Raw genomic sequence first — 17,956 nt, forward strand, 5'->3', positions numbered from 1 at the left:
ATAATATATTTCATTATACAAAAGATTCTGATTATTTTAAATATTTATTTTAACAAACATAGAAAAAAGCGATCGGAAATTTCTTTCCAGCCGCTTTCTTGAATAGCATTTACTTGTAATCCATCCTCTATATCAAATGGATTTTGAACTTTAAATATTTCTTCCATCAGCTTCAAAAACTCTTCTTCAGTTTTAGATTCACCATTAACCATAAGTGAGTATGGTTCCACTTCACCTAATTTATAATCGACAACAAATTGAATCTTCACCTTTTGTCTTGGCGTTCCGGTGTTATACCCTTGGAATTCTACTAATTCTAACCCTTCCGTTCCACGATAATATATCCAACCTGAATTTTGAAAATAATTTTCAAAAGATTCACCTATTGAAAAGAAAGGATATTCATAAAGCGAGCTTGTACGAACCTTTTGAATAACGTCTCGATCAGTCGGAAAAAAGAAATGGCTAAAAAATATGCTAGCAACTGCTAAAATAGTAACAATTGTCGCTCCCATTTTGCTCGTTCCGCCGCTATCATTGATTAGATAGTTTTCAACTGATTTATCTTTTATTTCTCTTGCTTTTATTCGGTATATACGTCTTTCCACAAATTGATAGTATAATCCATTTGCAAAAATCCCCATTCCAAACAGAATAAAAATGAGTAATAAAAACGTAAGAGGCACCATATTAATGATTGGCAACGCTACATTAAATCCCATATAATACGAAAATGCATCACACGCTACTAATAACAACATAAATAAAGCAGCTGGTACATAATACTTACGATATCCTAGCCAGCCTATATTGAAAATAGCAGCCCAACCATTCCAGCTCCACCTAGCAATCCGCTTATTCTCAAGATCCCATTTCCTTTTGTAATACGGATATTGTCTCCCTACATATACTTCCAGTTCTTTATCTATTAACGAGCTACCTTCCTCTTGTTCATTATCCAAGTTTCGCTGACAACTTGCACAATTTAACTGTTCCTCCTCGCAAGGTTGCCCACAATTTATACATTTCAAAACAATCCCTCTTCCCATCCATACGTCATTTCAAAATACCTTCGTGTTTTAATAACCACTCTTTCCTCCATAAACCACCAGCATATCCAACAAGCTTTCCACTCTTTCCTATTACACGGTGACATGGAACAATTATTGAAATTGGATTCCGACTATTTGCCCCTCCTATTGCCCGTACAGCTTTTATATTTCCAACTTTCTCTGCAATATCTAAATATGAAGCACTTACGCCGTATGGAATAGTATAAAGTGCATCCCATACATTTTTTTGAAATGCTGTTCCCTCCGCAGACAGCGGGACCGTAAACTCTTTTCTTTTCCCTTTAAAATATTCATCTAACTCATTTATACATTGTTCTATCATTTCATTTTTATTTTCTTCTTGTCGTTCATCAACAAATATAACAGACGTAATTCCTTCTTGATTCGCTGTAATTTCAAGCAAACCTACTTCGCTTTCATAATAAGCCTGGTACATATGCCATCCTCCAATTCAGTTCATATTAGTCATTGTAACACGAATATACAAAATTTTTCGTATAAGCGTTTTATTAGAGAAACAAAAAAGAGAATGGTAAAATATAAGAAAATTCAATCAAGGAGGCTATTTGATGAATTCCAAGCTTTTTTCACCTTATACAATTAAGAACGTTACACTAAAAAATCGTATCGTTATGTCGCCTATGTGTATGTATTCATCGGGGAATGAGGATGGCCGCGTTACGAATTTTCATCTCATTCATTATGGAACTCGCGCTGCTGGCCAAGTAGGTTTAGTTATGGTTGAAGCAACTGCGGTGTTAGCTGAAGGACGAATTTCTAACAAAGACTTAGGTATTTGGGATGACAACCTAATTGAAGGCTTACATAAAACGACTACTTTTATACATGATAACGGCGCAAAAGCTGCCATTCAACTCGCTCACGCCGGAAGAAAAGCTGAATTAGATACGAATGCTTTCGCTCCTTCTGCAATTCCTTTTAATGATAAGATGAAGATACCAGTAGAAATGAATATACAGCAAATCAAAGAGACTATATTAGCTTTTCAGAGGGCCGCGTTACGTTCAAAACAAGCCGGATTTGATGTTATCGAATTACATGGCGCTCACGGTTACCTTATCAATGAATTCCTATCACCACTTACTAATAAACGAACGGATAAATACGGCGGCTCACCTGAAAACCGCTATCGTTTCTTACGCGAAATTATCGACTCTGTAAATGAAGTTTGGGACGGACCAATATTCGTTCGTATTTCAGCAAATGATTATCACCCTGACGGGCTAACGGTTCAAGATTACGTTCAGTATACAAAGTGGATGAAAGAACAGGGAATAGATTTAATCGATTGTAGTTCTGGTGCAGTTGTACCAGCACATATTGATGTGTATCCTGGTTACCAAGTACAATACGCCAAACATATTAAAGAGCATACTAACATTGCAACTGGTGCAGTGGGATTGATTACGACTGGGTCACAAGCAGAGCAAATTTTAAATAATAACGAAGCAGATTTAATTTTTATCGGACGTGAGTTACTTCGCAATCCGTACTTCCCAAGAATAGCGGCCAATGAACTTGGCTTTGAATTGCAAGAACCTCACCAATATAAGCGAGCACCAGGAAAAATTCATACGAATAAATAAAACCGAGAAGTCATTCTTCTCGGTTTTATTTATTCTATCGTTGTAATTTCATTTGAATTATAAGTATGGATACCCGATTCTTCTCGCAGCGCGGTTATATACATACCTTTCGCCACATCTTTAGCTGAAATTGGTTTATACTTTTTGAAAGCCCCTTTAAAAATAAAAGGAATAATACGAGATAACTTTTCAGCCATTTGTTCGCCGAAACGAAATTCTTGTCGATTTCCTACTAATAATGATGGTCTAAAAATGTGAATACCACCGATCACTAACTTTTGCAATTCTTCTTCCATTTTCCCTTTTACTTGTGAATAAAAGAAAAATGATTTAGGATTCGCTCCCATAGAAGACACGACAAGGAAATTTTGTACCCCTTGTTTTTCAGCTAAACAAGCAGCTCGTAACGTATATTCATAATCTACTTTTTTAAAATTTGCTTTTGTTTTTGCTTTTTTTATTGTTGTTCCTAAGCAACTAAAAACATCATCCACAGCAAAGAACTCTTTATATTCCTCTAATACCGAAAAATCAACTTGTTTCTGCTGTAACTTCTCATGTTGCAATTGCATTGGCTCTCTTACAAAAATAGTAACCGAATCGTAGTAATCTGATTCAAGTAATAGACGCGTTATCTCTTGTCCAACTAAACCACTTGCACCAAGTATTAACGCTGTTCGCTTATTCATATATGCATATACCTCTTATTTTACTTTTCTCTCCTTCAGTAAAATACAACCTTTAGGAGTTTCCTGCTCTTATTTTACCACAAGTAAAACACTATGCGTACGCATAGTGCTTTACTCACTCTTTTTTCTCATCTCTCTCTTGTAATTTCGTTATTGTTGTAGCGTCCCCTAAATTACTTATTAATCTTCTTAAAAAAATTAATACGAAAGATAATGGCAATACTACCGCTAATATTAATAAAATAGCTTCCATTAAGTAACCCAAGCGCTCATCCCCCTCTTTACCTCCTTTTCAATATATGAAAACAGCGTTGTCACATATGCATGCATTTGCAAAAATAATACACCTATATTTGACAACTTTATAACAAAAACAAATCGGAATGATTATTATTTATTGCAACTTTATTAAAGATGTATTATACTAAGTTCGCAAACTAAAACGTAATTATTCCGTTTTGTATTAAAATGATATTTTTCTTCTATAATTGGGGAAAATATATCCGTAAAAAAGAAAAGAGGAGAACTTCATGCCTAAAAGATTGACTATATTTTCATTCTTACTTATTTTTACCTTAATTTTCGCTGGCTGCTCAAATAAAAAAGAAAGTAATGCCAAGAAAGATGGAAAGCTAACAGTTTATACAACGATTTTCCCACTTGCTGATTTCGCAAAGAAAATTGGTGGCGACTATGTAAATGTTGAAGCAATTTACCCACCTGGTGCAGATTCACATACATTTGAACCAAGTCAAAAACAAACAGTACAAGTTGCAAAAGCCGATTTATTTGTTTATAACGGCGCTGAATTAGAACCATTTGCTGAAAAAATGGAAAAAACATTACAAAAAGAAAATGTTAAAATTGTAAATGCATCTAAAGGTATTGAGCTTCGTGCTTCTACTGAAGAAGAGCATCATGATCATGGAGATGGCCATAAAGAAGATGAACATCATCACGATAAAGACCCACATGTTTGGTTAGATCCTACTCTAGCAATGAAACAAGCAGAAAAAATTAAAAATGCACTTGTAGAATTACAACCTGAACATAAAAAAGAATTCGAAAAAAACTTTGCAGCACTTCAAACTAAATTTACTGATTTAGACGATGGATTTAAGGCAGCTGTAGCGAACGCAAAAACGAAAGAAATTTTAGTTTCTCATGCTGCCTATGGTTACTGGGAACAACGATACGGCCTAAAACAAATTCCTATCGCTGGAATTTCAGCTTCTGATGAACCATCTCAAAAGCAGCTTGCTGACATTACAAAAACAGTAAAAGAACATAATCTAAAATATATTTTATTCGAAACGTTCTCTACTCCAAAAGTAGCATCCGTAATTCAAAAAGAAACTGGTACAAAAGTTTTACGCTTAAATCACTTAGCTACTATTTCTGAAGATGATGCAAAAAATAATAAAGATTACTTCACTTTAATGGAAGAAAACGTAAATACATTGAAAGAAGCAACAAACTAATCCATTATATTTTCTAGGCAGCTGAATCTGTTATTCAGCTGCCTTTTTATGTATTTATCCTTGACTTGACCAAAATAACAAGTAAAATTATCCATATTAGCTTGAAAGCTATATTAATTTAGAAGGTGAGTTGGAATTATGAATCTTCACATTTGTGAAGTAACAGCAAAAAATTGGCGTTCAGTAGTTGCTTTAGACGTCGCAAAAGACCAGCAACAATTTATTGAAAGTAACGCGTTTTCTTTAGCAGAATCATTATATGAAGGAAACGGAACGTCAGTAGGTTTATATGATGGCGAAACACTTGTAGGATACGCAATGTATGGATGGTATTCAGTAAAACATAAAAGTGTATGGCTCGATCGCTTTATGATTGACCAACAATATCAAGGAAAAGGATACGCAAAACGTTTCCTTCGCTTACTCATTCAATTCTTACAAGAAAAATTTGAATGTAAAATAATTTACTTAAGTTTACATCCAGACAACAAACTTGCAATGGGACTGTATGAATCATTTGGTTTCCGCTTAAATGGGGATATTGATGATGAAGGTCCAGTTGTAGGTGTTGTAATGGAGTTACTAATAGACGAAAATACAAGCCTGTGAAAACAGGCTTTTTATTATACAGTTATCAATTTTTAGTTTCTTTCCCTTATTTAATTCTGTTTTACAATCTAATAGAGTGCTCATAAAAAATAAGCCTACAATTTACGCAGACTTATTTCACACACTCCTCGAAATGTTCTTGGAACCACTCTTTATTAATATCTCTTCCGATAAAAACTACTTCACTTACTCGCTCTTCTCCCTCTTGCCACTCTCTATCGTACGAAGCAGCAAATAACGTATGTACACCTTGGAAAACGATACGTTTATCTACTCCATCTATCGATAAAATTCCTTTGTAACGATATAAATATTCCCCTAGCTCTTGCACGACAGCTGACATCCACTCATTAAGCTTTTGTAAATCCAGCGGACGTTCTTCACGTAATACAAATGATTTCACACCTTCTAAGTGGTTATGTTCTTTATGAGGGTAAATTTGCAACGTATCTTTCGTTTTAAACGTTTGGATTTGTAATAAAGATGGTATATCTACCTCACAGTTAGTCGCCTCAATTAACTTTGCAGTCGGGTTAATTCCTTGAATTTCATGCAAGAGATTTTCTTTCTCATTCTCTTCAATTAAATCTAATTTATTTACTAAAACAACATCAGCAAACGCAATTTGCTCTTTTGCTTCTAATCCTTTTTCAAAATGTTTATGTATATGATAACTATCTACCACCGTTACAACACCGTTAATTTGGTAAGCAGATTGGATGACTGGATCTAAAAAGAATGTTTGAATAATCGGGCCTGGATTTGCAAGGCCAGTCGTTTCAATTACTAAACCATCAAAATCCATTTTCCCTTCTGCTTTTACGTCCAATAACTGTTTTAAAGCAACGAGTAAATCTTCACGTACAGTACAGCATAAACAGCCATTTGTCATTTCCATAATTTCTTCTTCCACATTCATAATCAACTGATTATCAATGCCAATTTGCCCTATTTCATTTACAATCACCGCTAATTTCTTACCGTGATTTTCTGATAAAATACGATTTAATAATGTCGTTTTCCCCGATCCAAGAAAACCAGTTAATATTGTTACTGGAATCATTTCGTACATCTCCTTCTAGCTATATGTTTCTACATTATAGCATATAGAGAAAATCATTTTTTTAGCAAAACATATTTATTGTATGTACACCCCCCAAACTATATAATAATACGTAGTAAGAAAGCCTTTTCAAAATAATAATTATTCATCAAGGGGGTACTTATAATGGAACGAGTTCAAATGAATGAAACGCTAGAATTCTCTCGTATTATTCAAGGATTTTGGCGTTTAGCAGAATGGAATATGACGAAACAAGAATTACTTTCTTTCATTGAAGATTGTATGGATATGGGAATTACTACTTTTGATCACGCTGACATTTACGGCGGATATACGTGTGAAGGATTGTTTGGAGAAGCTTTACAATTAAAGCCTTCCTTACGAGAAAACATGCAAATTATTACAAAGTGTGGAATCGCTCCCCCATCACCGAAATTTCCAGAGCGATATGTTGCTCACTACAATACTAGTGCAGAGCATATTATGCAAAGTGTAGAAGCATCACTTAACAATTTACATACAGATTATATTGACGTATTACTTATTCATCGTCCCGATCCTTTTATGGATCCAAATGAAGTGGCAAAAGCCTTTTCACAATTAAAACAAGAAGGAAAAGTTCGTCACTTCGGTGTATCTAACTTCTTACCTTCACAATTTAATATGTTAAGTTCGTACTTAGATTTTCCACTTATTACGAACCAAATTGAAGTTTCTGCATTGCAGCTTGAGCATTTTGAAAAAGGGACAATTGATTTATGCCAAGAAAAACGAATCAATCCAATGATTTGGTCACCTCTTGCTGGTGGGGAAATTTTTACTGGTCAATCCGAACGTGCCGTACGTGTACGCGAAACTATGCAAAAAGTTGCTACTGAGCTAGGTGTTTCTAGTATCGATACGGTTATGTATGCTTGGTTACTTGCTCATCCAGCTAATATGATGCCAATCGTTGGCTCTGGTAAATTAGATCGCGTAAAAACGGCCGCTCTTGCTACAAACGTTAACTTAGATCGTCAACAATGGTTTACAATTTTCGAAAGCTCTAATGGACATCCTGTACCATAATACACAAAAAGAAGAGCTGTTTCTTTACAGCTCTTCTTTTTTATATGTATTTCTCGTCATTGCAAATACACACATATCCCTTAATCCATTTCCATCTACCGCAACACTCGCACTTTCTAACGTACCTTCTAACTTAAAACCTAATTTCTCAGGTATCGCTCTACTCTTCTTATTTAAAGAATCACAACGAATTTCTACACGGTTTGCTTTCAATTCAGAAAAAGCGTAATCCGTTATACCTTTCGCAGCCTCTACCATATAGCCTTTTCCGCTAAACCTTGTATCAATCCAATATCCGATTTCAAATTGAGGTATATCCCAATTAATACGATGTAATCCGGCTGAAGCAATAAATTCACCTGTTTCTTTCGAAAATACTAGTAATCTTAAATCCTCACGTTGCAAAAATTGAATATGTGATTTTCTAATACTTTCTTCTATTTCTTGCTCTGTTTGCTCTTTTTGTGCAAACACCATCCAAGGTTTCAGTTCTTGTATTGAAGCCTGAATTGCATCATATACAACTTTACCATCTCCTGGTTTCGGCATTCGAATAAAAAGCCTGTCAGTATAAAATTCAGAAGGAAAATCGAATAATAACGGATTCACTGTAAACACTCCCCATAATTCTTTTATATATAATAATATCCATCTCAAGTTATATAGTAAAGAATTTTCTGAATTAAAAACCTTTTACTCATTCACTTCCGCCGCTACACGAATTCCAGATTCAATCGCACCTTGAATCCATCCGTGATATAGCGTTGTATGATCTCCAGCGAAGAATATTCTCCCCTCTGGTTTGACAATCGCTGGTTGCAGCTCAGATTCTTGACCTGCTTGAAAAAGTGCAAATCCTCCAAGCGCATACGGATCCAATGTCCAGCTTTTTGATATTCCAGATATAAACTCATCATACACTTGACCACCTAATATTGTTGCTAAGTTGTGTAATGCGTAATAAATACGATCACCTTTTGATAAACCATCCCATAACAACGCGTCATAAGACCATGTATAGCTACCTAACATCATAGCCGGTCCTTTCTCCCCAATTCCATAGCTTGGATAATAGGCATAACGAATTGGCAAATCTGTTATAATTCTGCCGCCTAATTGTCCTTGTTCTTCCCAAAATCGGCTTTTAAATTGAATTCCTATTTTCGTCGCAGGCATATAATGTAATTCACGAATTGCTTTCCATTTTTCATGAGATATAGAATCAAACGGATCTACTTCTACAAAACGCATTGTCGAAAACGGAATGGTAACAATAACTAAATCTCCTGTAATACTACTATATTCAAAAGTTTCCTCGTTCCGATAGAAAGCTGTCACACCATTATCGTGTTGATGTAGCTTCATTAATTTTTGATTATATATAATATTCTCTTCTAATTGCGGTAAAAATGACTTTGGCAATCTATCGTTCCCGCCCACAATTTCACAAAATCCGCTCTCCTCTTGCATAATGTATAGAAAGCGTAAAGTCTCTACAAACGATCGTTCCAAAAAACCTTCTAAATCTAATAGAACACCGATCATCTCAATTGTTACTGGCGAAAAGTAAGTATTATACTGATAAGGATGATACTTTAAAAATTGCCCAGTAGAGTATCTTCCAAAATCCTTTACTACAACGTCCCAATTTTTTTCTGGGTTCTTTTTTATAAAATTTATAATGGGCTGTACCGCTAACAATAATAATTCCTCTGACGTTTTTCCAACTTCATTCATTTCCACAGGATATCTTAGAATACTTGGATCTTTTTCATATTGTTTTAACGTCGTTTTCCGTCCATTTACGTATATAATATCCGTCTCATTTCTATTAATAAAAGGTCTCACCTGTAGCCCAAATTTTCTTATATATGTCATCGTTAATGTATGCGAATATGGAATCCTCATTGCTCCAACATCTAAATATAATCCGGTATCTTCCATTCTAACCGTTTCTATACGGCCACCTACCCGGTTATTTGCTTCAAAAATTTTCACATCATGTCCTGCAGCCTTTAATAAAGATGCTGAAACTAATCCAGCCATACCAGCTCCCACTACAATAATTTGTTTTGGATTTGTCGTCTTCTTCAATCCTTTATCTATAACTTTTAACGCTTCATCCATTTCAGTGTTATACATTATATCTTTCTGCACAATTCCACCCCTTACTTCATCAAATGGACGTTAGTGGTTTAGTGCATTTTATTCATACATCCCCATAAACATAACACCATTGCAATTTGAATATTCACTAAAAGTACATAAGAGACAGATCTCACATTTCTTTATACTTCGTATAATATAGCAACTGCAAAGAAGGAGTGGTTAAAAATGAAACATACTTATGACTACCATGCTACAAAAAAGCATTTAGAATTAAAGAAACAAAACTTATGTAAAAAACTTAGCAATATGACACTATCTGAAAAAGAACGTGAACAGCTAAAATGTGAAATTGACAACTATGAATATATTTTAAATCTGGTTGAAATGAATCATTATGAACGCGGATTTTCTCATTAAAAGCGGAAATAGGATTATCCGCTTTTCATTTTGAGCATTTCACTACGCATTTTTCATAAGTAAATATATAATAGGATGTACATTAAGATTGAGAGGTATATTCTATGATCAAGTTAAGTGTATTAGACCAATCACCTATTTCAGATGGTAGCACAGCAGCCCAAGCTTTTTCACATACAGTTACGCTTGCACAAGAAATTGAAAAACTCGGCTTTACACGTTTTTGGGTATCCGAACATCATAATTCCGTAAGCTTAGCTGGTTCAAGTCCAGAAATACTTATTTCTCATATTGCCGCAAAAACAGACCGTATTAGAGTCGGTTCAGGTGGTGTTATGTTACCGCATTATAGCCCATATAAAGTTGCTGAGAATTTCCGTGTTCTAGAAGCACTGTATCCGAACCGCATCGATCTCGGTGTTGGTAGAGCTCCTGGTGGTATGCCAATAGCAACTCGCGCACTTCAAGAAGGGAAAATGGTCTCACTTGATCAATATCCAGAACAAATTGCAGACGTTGCAATGTACTTACATGATCAAGTACCAGAAAACCATCACTATGCAAACTTAAAAGCCACTCCAGTTATCCCAACATCTCCTGAAATGTGGATGCTCGGTTCTAGCGGAGAGAGCGCTAAAATTGCTGCAAACAACGGAGCTTCTTTCGCATTTGCGCAATTTATTAATGGCTTTGGAGGCCCTGAAGTTATGAGGGCTTACCAAGAACAATATCAGCCTTCATTTTTAGGAGATAAGCCTAATTCAATCGTTGCCATTTTTGTTATATGCGGAGAAACAAATGAAGAAGCGGAAAAAATTGCTTCTAGTTTAGATTTATCAATCTTATTATTAGAGCAAGGAAAACGAACTACTGGTACACCTTCTATTGAAACTGCTCAAAATTATTCATACAGCGCTTATGATTTATTCCGTATAAAAGAAAATCGTCAACGTATGATTGTTGGTGATCCGTCTTCTGTAAAAGAAAAAATAATAAACTTAAGCAAAGCATACAATACTGACGAATTTATGATTGTCACGATTACTCATCAATTTGAACATAAATTAAAGTCTTATCGCTTATTAGCAAATGCTTTTAATTTATAATTCTAAAAAGAGATGCATCACATATGATGCATCTCTTTTTCTTACTACTTATTGTTTTCATTTCCTATATATTCAATAGCTTCTTTTAATAGCTCTTCAAAGTTAATAGGATAATCATGATCTAAGTCAGGGACAACTTTATACTTATGTTCTATATTCTTCTCTCTTAATAGTTGTACAAATTGCTGCGTGGATTCGAAACAATCTTCATCTTGATCCCCGCATACTATATATCCTTTTATATGTTTATCCTGCAGCACTCTTAGCAACTCATCCCATTCTTCAATCTCGGGAAGCCATGGTGCCATAAAAACAAAACCATCAACCTCTATATCTTTTTGCAAAATCGTATATAAAGCTACTCTTGCCCCTGCAGAAAAACCACCAATGATTACATTTTCTACTGTATGGTTTTCTATAAACTTATTGTAATGCCCTTTTAATTCTTCTTTCCCTCTCTCTATATCATCCCAAACAAATCCATCTGAAAACTGAATTTGTGAAGACTGTGGTAAAGCTAACGTGTAATCTTGTGTCAAAACTGATTTCCAATATGGCTCTACTATTTGAATATTTTCTTGGTCACCGTGCAATGTAAGTAGTAGATTTCCTTCTTTCTTGCTGTATATATATTTCACATCTGGTCTTTCCTTTTTATGTGCTAATTCTTCTCTTTCATTACATAATTGCACCATTGTATGAAATTCTTCAAATTTATGTAGTGATTTTAAATCTTCGTCGGAAATTAAATACTCATTTCCATACCAGAATCCCTTTTCTATAATGGCCTCTCTCATTAAATGTAATGCTTCTTTTTCAAGTCCCGATGCACTTGCGAGTGCATACTTGAAATTATATATTTGCGCCTCATTCCCTATTACACCTGTAGCGTTTTCCATTATATAATTGTACGCTTCAAAACTTCCTTTATTTGCATAACAACGTAACGTTTCATTTAATAATTGAATGTAAGTCATGCTATTTTTCATGTACCAATTCCCCCGAAACCTTTTATAATATTTTTTGCGAATCTTTATACCACTTTGTATAACCCACGCTAACAATACCTTATTCTCAAAATGATGCTTAATAGTTACTCTTCCCTGTCCAATACATTTAGTATAAATAATAATAGACTGAAAAATCAATATTTTAAAAAACAAAAAAAGACAACAATATATGTATTGTTGTTTTCATTACATCTACCCGCTCTTTTGTTTTTTTCTATCTGGTTTACTTGAAACTAAATAATGTTTTTCTGAAATATATAAGTCTCTTTTTAAGCTACGATTTAAGTAAGGTCCTAGCTTCATTCCGCATATGAGGCGATCTTCGCTACCTTCAACAATTGGGAACATTTCTTTTTCTGTTACGTATTGGTCTACTGCTTTTTGTACGACATCAATTTCTTTCACTAGGCTTAAATTTTCTGCTGTATGTTCAAATACCTCAAGCGTTTCCTTCGTTATGAGAAAATCATTTGTTGGAAATGCAGGTAAATACGGTTTTAACAAATCATAATTTACTGTATAATCTTCATTTACTAATACTGTATAAACGATATTAGCATTCGTTTCTAAAAACTGAGCCATCGCTTGTTCTAATTCATCTTTCGTAATTTCCCGCTCTTCTTTTCCAGTTCTGAAAAAGCGAAACATCGCATCGCCTCCTTTTTACTATATTATAGCATAAAAGAAAACTGAAAAATCATAAAAAAACCCATTGAAATAATTTTTCAATGGGTTTCTATTATATTTATCGTTATTTTAAGAATGCACTTAGCATCCATACATGCTGTTCTAATGTTGTATGAATTGCTAACAGCATGTCAGCTGATGTTTCATCACCAGCTTCACCTGCAACTTCCATACCTTCTTTTAATTCTTGAATAAGTGCAGAATAATCATTCACTAATGTTTGCACCATTTCTTCTGCAGATTCTTTGCTTGTCCCTTCGCTGACACTAGATGTTGCGAGATATTCTTTCATTGTCGCTAATGGTTTACCTTCTAAAGCTAAAATACGTTCTGCTAACTCATCAATATACGTTCCAGCCTCATTATAAAACTCTTCAAATTTCTCATGTAATGTAAAGAAGTGTGGCCCTGTCACATACCAGTGATAATTATGTAGTTTAACATATAACACATTCCAGTTTGCTACCTGCTTGTTTAATACTTCAACAACATTTGTTTTCGTACTCATACAATCACTCCTCTTATCATTTTGTAATGTTTATCTTTTAATAACCCAATTACATTTTACCATACATTCCCTTTCCTTTCGAACAATTGGCTTATATGTAACAAAGTTTTAACACCTTTAATGCTTCCCTAATATCATTAAATTCATGTATTTTTTCAAACACTTCATACGTCTAATTGTCCAAGCTCATACATATGCATAATAGTACATCAAGCTCATCATAGTAGAAAGAGGGATAACATGGACAATCAACAATGGCAAGTAGCAAAGAAAGTAGCCGCTACTTATATCGGAACTGTCGTTGGAGCTGGATTTGCTACTGGACGAGAAATTGTTGAATTTTTCACAGTGAATGGATTATACGGGACAATTGGCATATGTGTAAGTGGATTTTTTTTTATTTGGCTTGGCACAAAGATGATGTTACTTTCATCACAAATCGGGGCATTTTCAGCGCAAGAATTTAACAAATATTTATTTGGGGATGTATTTGGGAATGTTGTAAACACATTATTATTACTCGTTTTATTCGGCGTAACGAGCGTTATGTTATCAGGGGCTGGTGCAGTATTTGAAGAGCAACTTCGCTTACCAAGACAACTCGGTATTCTTATTACAGTTATCGCTTGTCTTATTATAAGTAGCCGCGGATTACAAGGTGTTTTTGAAGTAAATACACTTGTCGTACCTATTATGATGATTTTTATTATCGGACTTGCTATTACAACCTTTTTTCACGGTACACCTTCCATTAATAACACTATTCCTGCAGAGAACTGGAATATGAAATGGATTACTAGCCCTATTACATATGTCGCCTTAAATCTTTCTCTCGCCCAAAGTGTTCTCGTCCCATTAGCCAGTGAAGTAAAGGACCGAAAAGCTATTTTTTGGGGTGGGATTTTAGGTGGTGCTGGACTTTCTTTAATTTTATTATGCAGCCATTTAGCAATCTTATCAGTCGATCAATTTTACCAATATAACATCCCAATGGCTGAAGTCATAAGAAGATTTAATGCAACTTTTCACTTCTTTTTCGTTCTCATTATTTTCGGTGAAGTTTTCACAACTTTAGTTGGTAATGTGTTCGGAATGACAAAACAGATGCAATCTATTACTGGGTGGAAAAATAACAATATTATTTTCTTCATTTTACTAATTAGTTATTGCTTTAGCTACATCGGTTACAGTGACTTACTTCACATTCTATATCCTATCATCGGATGGGTAAGTATTGTTATACTGCCAATCATTGCGTTTAAACAACTTCAAAAAACATAAAAAAGCATCCATGTTATTGGATGCTTTTTTATGCTCATTCACAATCATCACATACTTCCCAGTACGGTCCCATTTCTAATGCCAAATATGGCTTTAACTGCAACCGAATCATTCGACTAGGCATGCGCTCTAAAACAAATTGAATACCTTCTTCATCTTCGTCTAATTCAACTTTTGAAATCGCAATTCTTTGCATAGTCGTAATGGGAATTCCATCTTTATATAAAGTGATTTTCACCTCATCGTATTCATTAAAATATAATTCGACACTCATTTGATTTTTCAGTATTTCATCAACAATTTTAAATGTATTATTTTGTTCTTGGATTATATATTTCCATCCGCCTCTATCTTCTTTCGGAGCTGTTTGAAATAATGTCTCCAAATCCTCGTATAGCATAAGATAACCCCTCTCTTACTAAAAAACGATGAGTATTTTATATACCCTTTATCTCTATCACTATCCATAGCTATTGTACCATATATCAACGTTCTTACCGTATTCATTTGCTTCATACATACTTATAAAATAACTAATTCTATCTCCATTATTATGTATATTACCTCATTACTCCATACACTCTTACAAGTTCAAATAACGACAGACTTTAATCCATGCAAATATTGTCTACTCTCTGCTTTTATTAGCTCACAGCATTCACACTTTTATATATAGTAAGACTACCACAAATAAAAAAGGAGAGTGACTTATACCACTCCCCTCAAAAGACCTTCCCTATAGCTGCTAAAACTAATACGATTATTAAAATTGCAAATAATAATGAGACAATGAAACTAAAAATAGGTAACGCTTTCTTTTCATTCTTCTTAAATAGTAACTTTAAACTAAGAAAAATATTTACTGGTACAAATATAAAATAAAAATATTTAACAATTTGCACCGAGCTATTCGAAAGTGTTTTTAATATAAACACTTCAATTAGAAAAACAATAAAAAATGAAATACTTAGCCAAAATGAGACGTAACTAAGCCAAGAATGTCTTTTTGTCCCCCAATACACTCCCATAATACTCTCCTTTTATTTGTATTCTATACGTTAATAATTATACACAAAGCTAACAAATACCTCTATTTTTCGACAAACATTATGCAAAATACCATTTTAAACGTCATAAAGGAAGTTTACATCTCCATTTGATTTTACACAATAAAACAGACTACCCTCTATTGGCATAATGCTACTAGGGGATAGTCTGTTCTCTATTAGACTTTAAATCTGTCAATTAGTCCTTGCAACTCTTCAGCCATTTGAGATAACGTGCCTGCTGCAGATCCAATTTCCTCCATCGAAGCTAGCTGTTCTTCAGCTGAAGCCGCAACATTTTGTGTGCTTGTCGCATTATTTTGTGCTGTCATTGCAATTTGTCCTACCGAAATAGATACTTCATTTGCCCCTTTTGACATTCCATTAGCCGTTTCAACCATCGTCTTAATTTGATTAGCTATTTCATTTGTAGATTGTAAGATTTCAGCAAAGTTTTGCTTCGTTTCATTTGCGATAACAAGTCCAGATTGAACTTCCTCATTTACATGATTCATAGATTTGACTGTCTTACCCATATCATCTTGTATTTCACATATTAATTTACTAATTTCACTAGAAGATACGCTAGACTGCTCTGCCAATTTACGCACTTCATCTGCAACAATTGCGAAACCTCTTCCATGCTCACCGGCTCTTGCGGCTTCAATCGCCGCATTTAGAGCTAGAAGGTTTGTTTGATCTGCAATATTTTGAATTACTTCTAAAATATCACCAATTTGTTTTGATTTATTATTTAGTAATTGTATAACTGCATCTGATTGTGAAACCGATTCTGCAATAGACTGCATCTGGTTTACTGTTCTTCCTACTAGTTTCCCACCATCTTCTGCTTTTTCACGAGTATGTGCAGAAGCCGTATTAATAGATGATGAACTATTTGCTACATGTTGAATTCCTTCCGTTACATCAAACAGTAACATAGCGCCATTTTCTACGCTTGTTGTTTGCGTCGTTGCCCCACTTGATATTTCATCCATTGCGATTGTGATTTGCTCAGTCGCTTCACTTGCTTGCCTTACACTTGCAGTTAACTCTTCTGATGCCGCTGCAACATGCCCAGCTGAATCGTTAATTCTTCCAATTAACGTCCGTAACGAATTCGTCATCTCATTAAAACCTTTAGCAAGTTGGCCGATTTCATCATTAGAATGAATTTCAATTGTTTGCGTTAAATCCCCTTCGCTTATTTCTTTAGAGGTAACAACTAATCTCTTTAAAGGCTTCGTAATTGAAAGTGTTACAAAATAAATAAGTGCCCCGCCTACTACTAATGAGATAAGCATAACAATTAACATATTATAAAATACAGGTTGAGCAGCTTCAATTACTTCACTTGAGTACATCGTCCCACCAATTTTCCAACCTGTTTTTACATTTGTAGCAAATACCATATTCTTTTCACTACCGCCATAAGAATATGAAAAAGCACCGTGATTATCTTCATAAATTTTCTTTGCCCAAGAATCAGCCGCTTTTTCCCCTGATTTTTCTTGTGGATGAGCAATTATTTTTTGCTTTCCATCTAAAATGAAGGCATATCCTTTTTTACCAATATTAATTAACTTTGATGTTTTTAATAAATTATCTAAACTTAAATCTAGCGCAACAACCCCATTTTTATCTTCTGTTTGTTTTGCGATTGTTACGACAATATGTCCAGTTCCTTTTGCCTTATATGGCTCAGTAACAACAATACCACCTTGTTTTGCAACCGCATCTTTATACCAAGAACGCTCTGTTGGATCATAGTCTGCTGCCATTTGTATATTTGGTTCTTGTACAAATTTTTTATCATTTCCGGCAACATACACTTGTTCAATATCTTTATTTAAATTTATATATTGAGATAACATTTTTCTTAATTCATCCTGATTATCTCCTTGATACATATTCCCTTGAATCACCCGTGCAAAATTATTCACATCATTAAATTTTGCATCAATCATTTGATTGATTAAATTATCCAGTATTTTTATATTGTCGTTGGCACTACTCTTAATTTGCGATTCAAAATTCTTTTTGGCTGTTTGATAAGACATGCCTCCGATAATAGACACAGCCGCAATTAAAATTACAAAGAATGAAATTAATAGCTTTTTTGCTACTTTCATATCACGAAACAAATTTAATAGTTTACCCATTATGAACCTCCTAATTTTCAAATTTAAAAGTTAAATTGAG

At 34.3% G+C, this 17,956-nt stretch carries 20 protein-coding genes and 1 pseudogene; 7 read left to right on the plus strand and 14 right to left on the minus strand.

The features are described 5' to 3' along the window. Window positions 1–44 precede the first annotated feature (44 nt). Entirely contained in the window at window positions 45–1,049 is a 1,005-nt protein-coding gene (locus tag ACTFR3_RS06835) for a DUF2628 domain-containing protein (protein WP_002195426.1), read from the minus strand. Window positions 1,050–1,056: 7 nt separating this feature from the next. After that, window positions 1,057–1,509, minus strand: coding sequence for a methylated-DNA--[protein]-cysteine S-methyltransferase (locus tag ACTFR3_RS06840; RefSeq protein WP_000283912.1), 453 nt, complete (start codon window positions 1,507–1,509; stop codon window positions 1,057–1,059). Window positions 1,510–1,642: 133 nt separating this feature from the next. On the opposite strand from ACTFR3_RS06840, the gene namA reads away from it, so the two are divergent. After that, a complete protein-coding gene (namA, locus tag ACTFR3_RS06845) occupies window positions 1,643–2,680 on the plus strand; it encodes an NADPH dehydrogenase NamA (RefSeq protein WP_001086168.1) in 1,038 nt (345 codons plus the stop codon). Window positions 2,681–2,709: 29 nt separating this feature from the next. On the opposite strand, the gene ACTFR3_RS06850 is transcribed toward namA, so the two are convergent. Beyond that, window positions 2,710–3,369 (minus strand): oxidoreductase, encoded by a 660-nt coding sequence (locus ACTFR3_RS06850; protein ID WP_001042735.1) that lies wholly within the window; start codon window positions 3,367–3,369, stop codon window positions 2,710–2,712. A gap of 115 nt (window positions 3,370–3,484) precedes the next feature. Next, entirely contained in the window at window positions 3,485–3,634 is a 150-nt protein-coding gene (locus tag ACTFR3_RS06855; protein ID WP_000540932.1) for a hypothetical protein, read from the minus strand. Window positions 3,635–3,899: 265 nt separating this feature from the next. Here ACTFR3_RS06855 and ACTFR3_RS06860 point away from each other — a divergent pair, with 265 nt between their 5' ends. Further along, the gene (locus tag ACTFR3_RS06860; RefSeq protein ID WP_001126148.1) at window positions 3,900–4,850 is read left to right on the plus strand and encodes a metal ABC transporter substrate-binding protein; all 951 of its coding nucleotides are present in this window, start codon (window positions 3,900–3,902) and stop codon (window positions 4,848–4,850) included. 138 nt (window positions 4,851–4,988) lie between these two features. Then, complete coding sequence (locus tag ACTFR3_RS06865; RefSeq protein ID WP_001048677.1) at window positions 4,989–5,459, plus strand: GNAT family N-acetyltransferase; 471 nt, start codon at window positions 4,989–4,991, stop codon at window positions 5,457–5,459. A gap of 112 nt (window positions 5,460–5,571) precedes the next feature. Here ACTFR3_RS06865 and ACTFR3_RS06870 read toward each other — a convergent pair whose 3' ends face one another. Next, window positions 5,572–6,522 (minus strand): CobW family GTP-binding protein, encoded by a 951-nt coding sequence (locus ACTFR3_RS06870; protein ID WP_000613422.1) that lies wholly within the window; start codon window positions 6,520–6,522, stop codon window positions 5,572–5,574. Window positions 6,523–6,687: 165 nt separating this feature from the next. On the opposite strand from ACTFR3_RS06870, the gene ACTFR3_RS06875 reads away from it, so the two are divergent. After that, window positions 6,688–7,590 carry an aldo/keto reductase gene (locus ACTFR3_RS06875; protein ID WP_000442824.1) on the plus strand — a complete coding sequence of 301 codons (903 nt, stop codon included), beginning with the start codon at window positions 6,688–6,690 and terminating at the stop codon, window positions 7,588–7,590. A gap of 24 nt (window positions 7,591–7,614) precedes the next feature. Here ACTFR3_RS06875 and ACTFR3_RS06880 read toward each other — a convergent pair whose 3' ends face one another. Together ACTFR3_RS06880 and ACTFR3_RS06885 are read right to left on the minus strand one after the other, a co-directional pair. Next, window positions 7,615–8,199, minus strand: a complete 585-nt coding sequence (locus ACTFR3_RS06880) for a GNAT family N-acetyltransferase (RefSeq protein ID WP_001068745.1) — start codon at window positions 8,197–8,199, stop codon at window positions 7,615–7,617. An 84-nt stretch (window positions 8,200–8,283) separates the two neighbouring features. After that, window positions 8,284–9,747 (minus strand): flavin monoamine oxidase family protein, encoded by a 1,464-nt coding sequence (locus ACTFR3_RS06885; RefSeq protein ID WP_001168128.1) that lies wholly within the window; start codon window positions 9,745–9,747, stop codon window positions 8,284–8,286. Between the two features lie 177 nt (window positions 9,748–9,924). On the opposite strand from ACTFR3_RS06885, the gene ACTFR3_RS06890 reads away from it, so the two are divergent. Both ACTFR3_RS06890 and ACTFR3_RS06895 read left to right on the plus strand, forming a co-directional pair. Continuing rightward, window positions 9,925–10,116 carry a DUF3896 family protein gene (locus tag ACTFR3_RS06890; RefSeq protein WP_000683364.1) on the plus strand — a complete coding sequence of 64 codons (192 nt, stop codon included), beginning with the start codon at window positions 9,925–9,927 and terminating at the stop codon, window positions 10,114–10,116. A gap of 104 nt (window positions 10,117–10,220) precedes the next feature. Further along, window positions 10,221–11,222: an LLM class flavin-dependent oxidoreductase gene (locus ACTFR3_RS06895; protein WP_000594029.1), complete on the plus strand. Its 1,002-nt coding sequence runs from the start codon at window positions 10,221–10,223 to the stop codon at window positions 11,220–11,222. A gap of 44 nt (window positions 11,223–11,266) precedes the next feature. Here ACTFR3_RS06895 and ACTFR3_RS06900 read toward each other — a convergent pair whose 3' ends face one another. The 3 genes from ACTFR3_RS06900 to ACTFR3_RS06910 all read right to left on the minus strand — a co-directional run bounded on the left by ACTFR3_RS06900 (window position 11,267) and on the right by ACTFR3_RS06910 (window position 13,427). Beyond that, window positions 11,267–12,211: an alpha/beta hydrolase gene (locus ACTFR3_RS06900; RefSeq protein ID WP_000798324.1), complete on the minus strand. Its 945-nt coding sequence runs from the start codon at window positions 12,209–12,211 to the stop codon at window positions 11,267–11,269. A 213-nt stretch (window positions 12,212–12,424) separates the two neighbouring features. Further along, window positions 12,425–12,880, minus strand: a complete 456-nt coding sequence (locus ACTFR3_RS06905; RefSeq protein WP_000488210.1) for a DUF3939 domain-containing protein — start codon at window positions 12,878–12,880, stop codon at window positions 12,425–12,427. Between the two features lie 103 nt (window positions 12,881–12,983). Beyond that, entirely contained in the window at window positions 12,984–13,427 is a 444-nt protein-coding gene (locus ACTFR3_RS06910; protein WP_000105199.1) for a Dps family protein, read from the minus strand. 240 nt (window positions 13,428–13,667) lie between these two features. Between ACTFR3_RS06910 and ACTFR3_RS06915 the strand changes: the two genes are divergently transcribed. Continuing rightward, window positions 13,668–14,708, plus strand: coding sequence for a YkvI family membrane protein (locus ACTFR3_RS06915; protein ID WP_000370204.1), 1,041 nt, complete (start codon window positions 13,668–13,670; stop codon window positions 14,706–14,708). Window positions 14,709–14,742: 34 nt separating this feature from the next. Here ACTFR3_RS06915 and ACTFR3_RS06920 read toward each other — a convergent pair whose 3' ends face one another. The 4 genes and pseudogenes from ACTFR3_RS06920 to ACTFR3_RS06935 all read right to left on the minus strand — a co-directional run. Further along, the gene (locus ACTFR3_RS06920) at window positions 14,743–15,108 is read right to left on the minus strand and encodes a DUF3979 family protein (RefSeq protein WP_000965068.1); all 366 of its coding nucleotides are present in this window, start codon (window positions 15,106–15,108) and stop codon (window positions 14,743–14,745) included. A 322-nt stretch (window positions 15,109–15,430) separates the two neighbouring features. Then, a complete protein-coding gene (locus ACTFR3_RS06925) occupies window positions 15,431–15,736 on the minus strand; it encodes a hypothetical protein (protein WP_000539569.1) in 306 nt (101 codons plus the stop codon). A gap of 197 nt (window positions 15,737–15,933) precedes the next feature. Further along, a complete protein-coding gene (locus tag ACTFR3_RS06930; RefSeq protein WP_406566133.1) occupies window positions 15,934–16,881 on the minus strand; it encodes a methyl-accepting chemotaxis protein in 948 nt (315 codons plus the stop codon). Beyond that, a pseudogene (locus ACTFR3_RS06935) lies at window positions 16,876–17,916 on the minus strand (HAMP domain-containing protein); the annotation flags it as partial. The gene ACTFR3_RS06930 and the pseudogene ACTFR3_RS06935, both read right to left, overlap by 6 nt. Window positions 17,917–17,956: the final 40 nt, after the last annotated feature.

The sequence above is a fragment of the Bacillus cereus group sp. MYBK14-1 genome, from assembly GCF_051916885.1.
In the GTDB taxonomy this organism is placed as follows: domain Bacteria; phylum Bacillota; class Bacilli; order Bacillales; family Bacillaceae_G; genus Bacillus_A; species Bacillus_A cereus.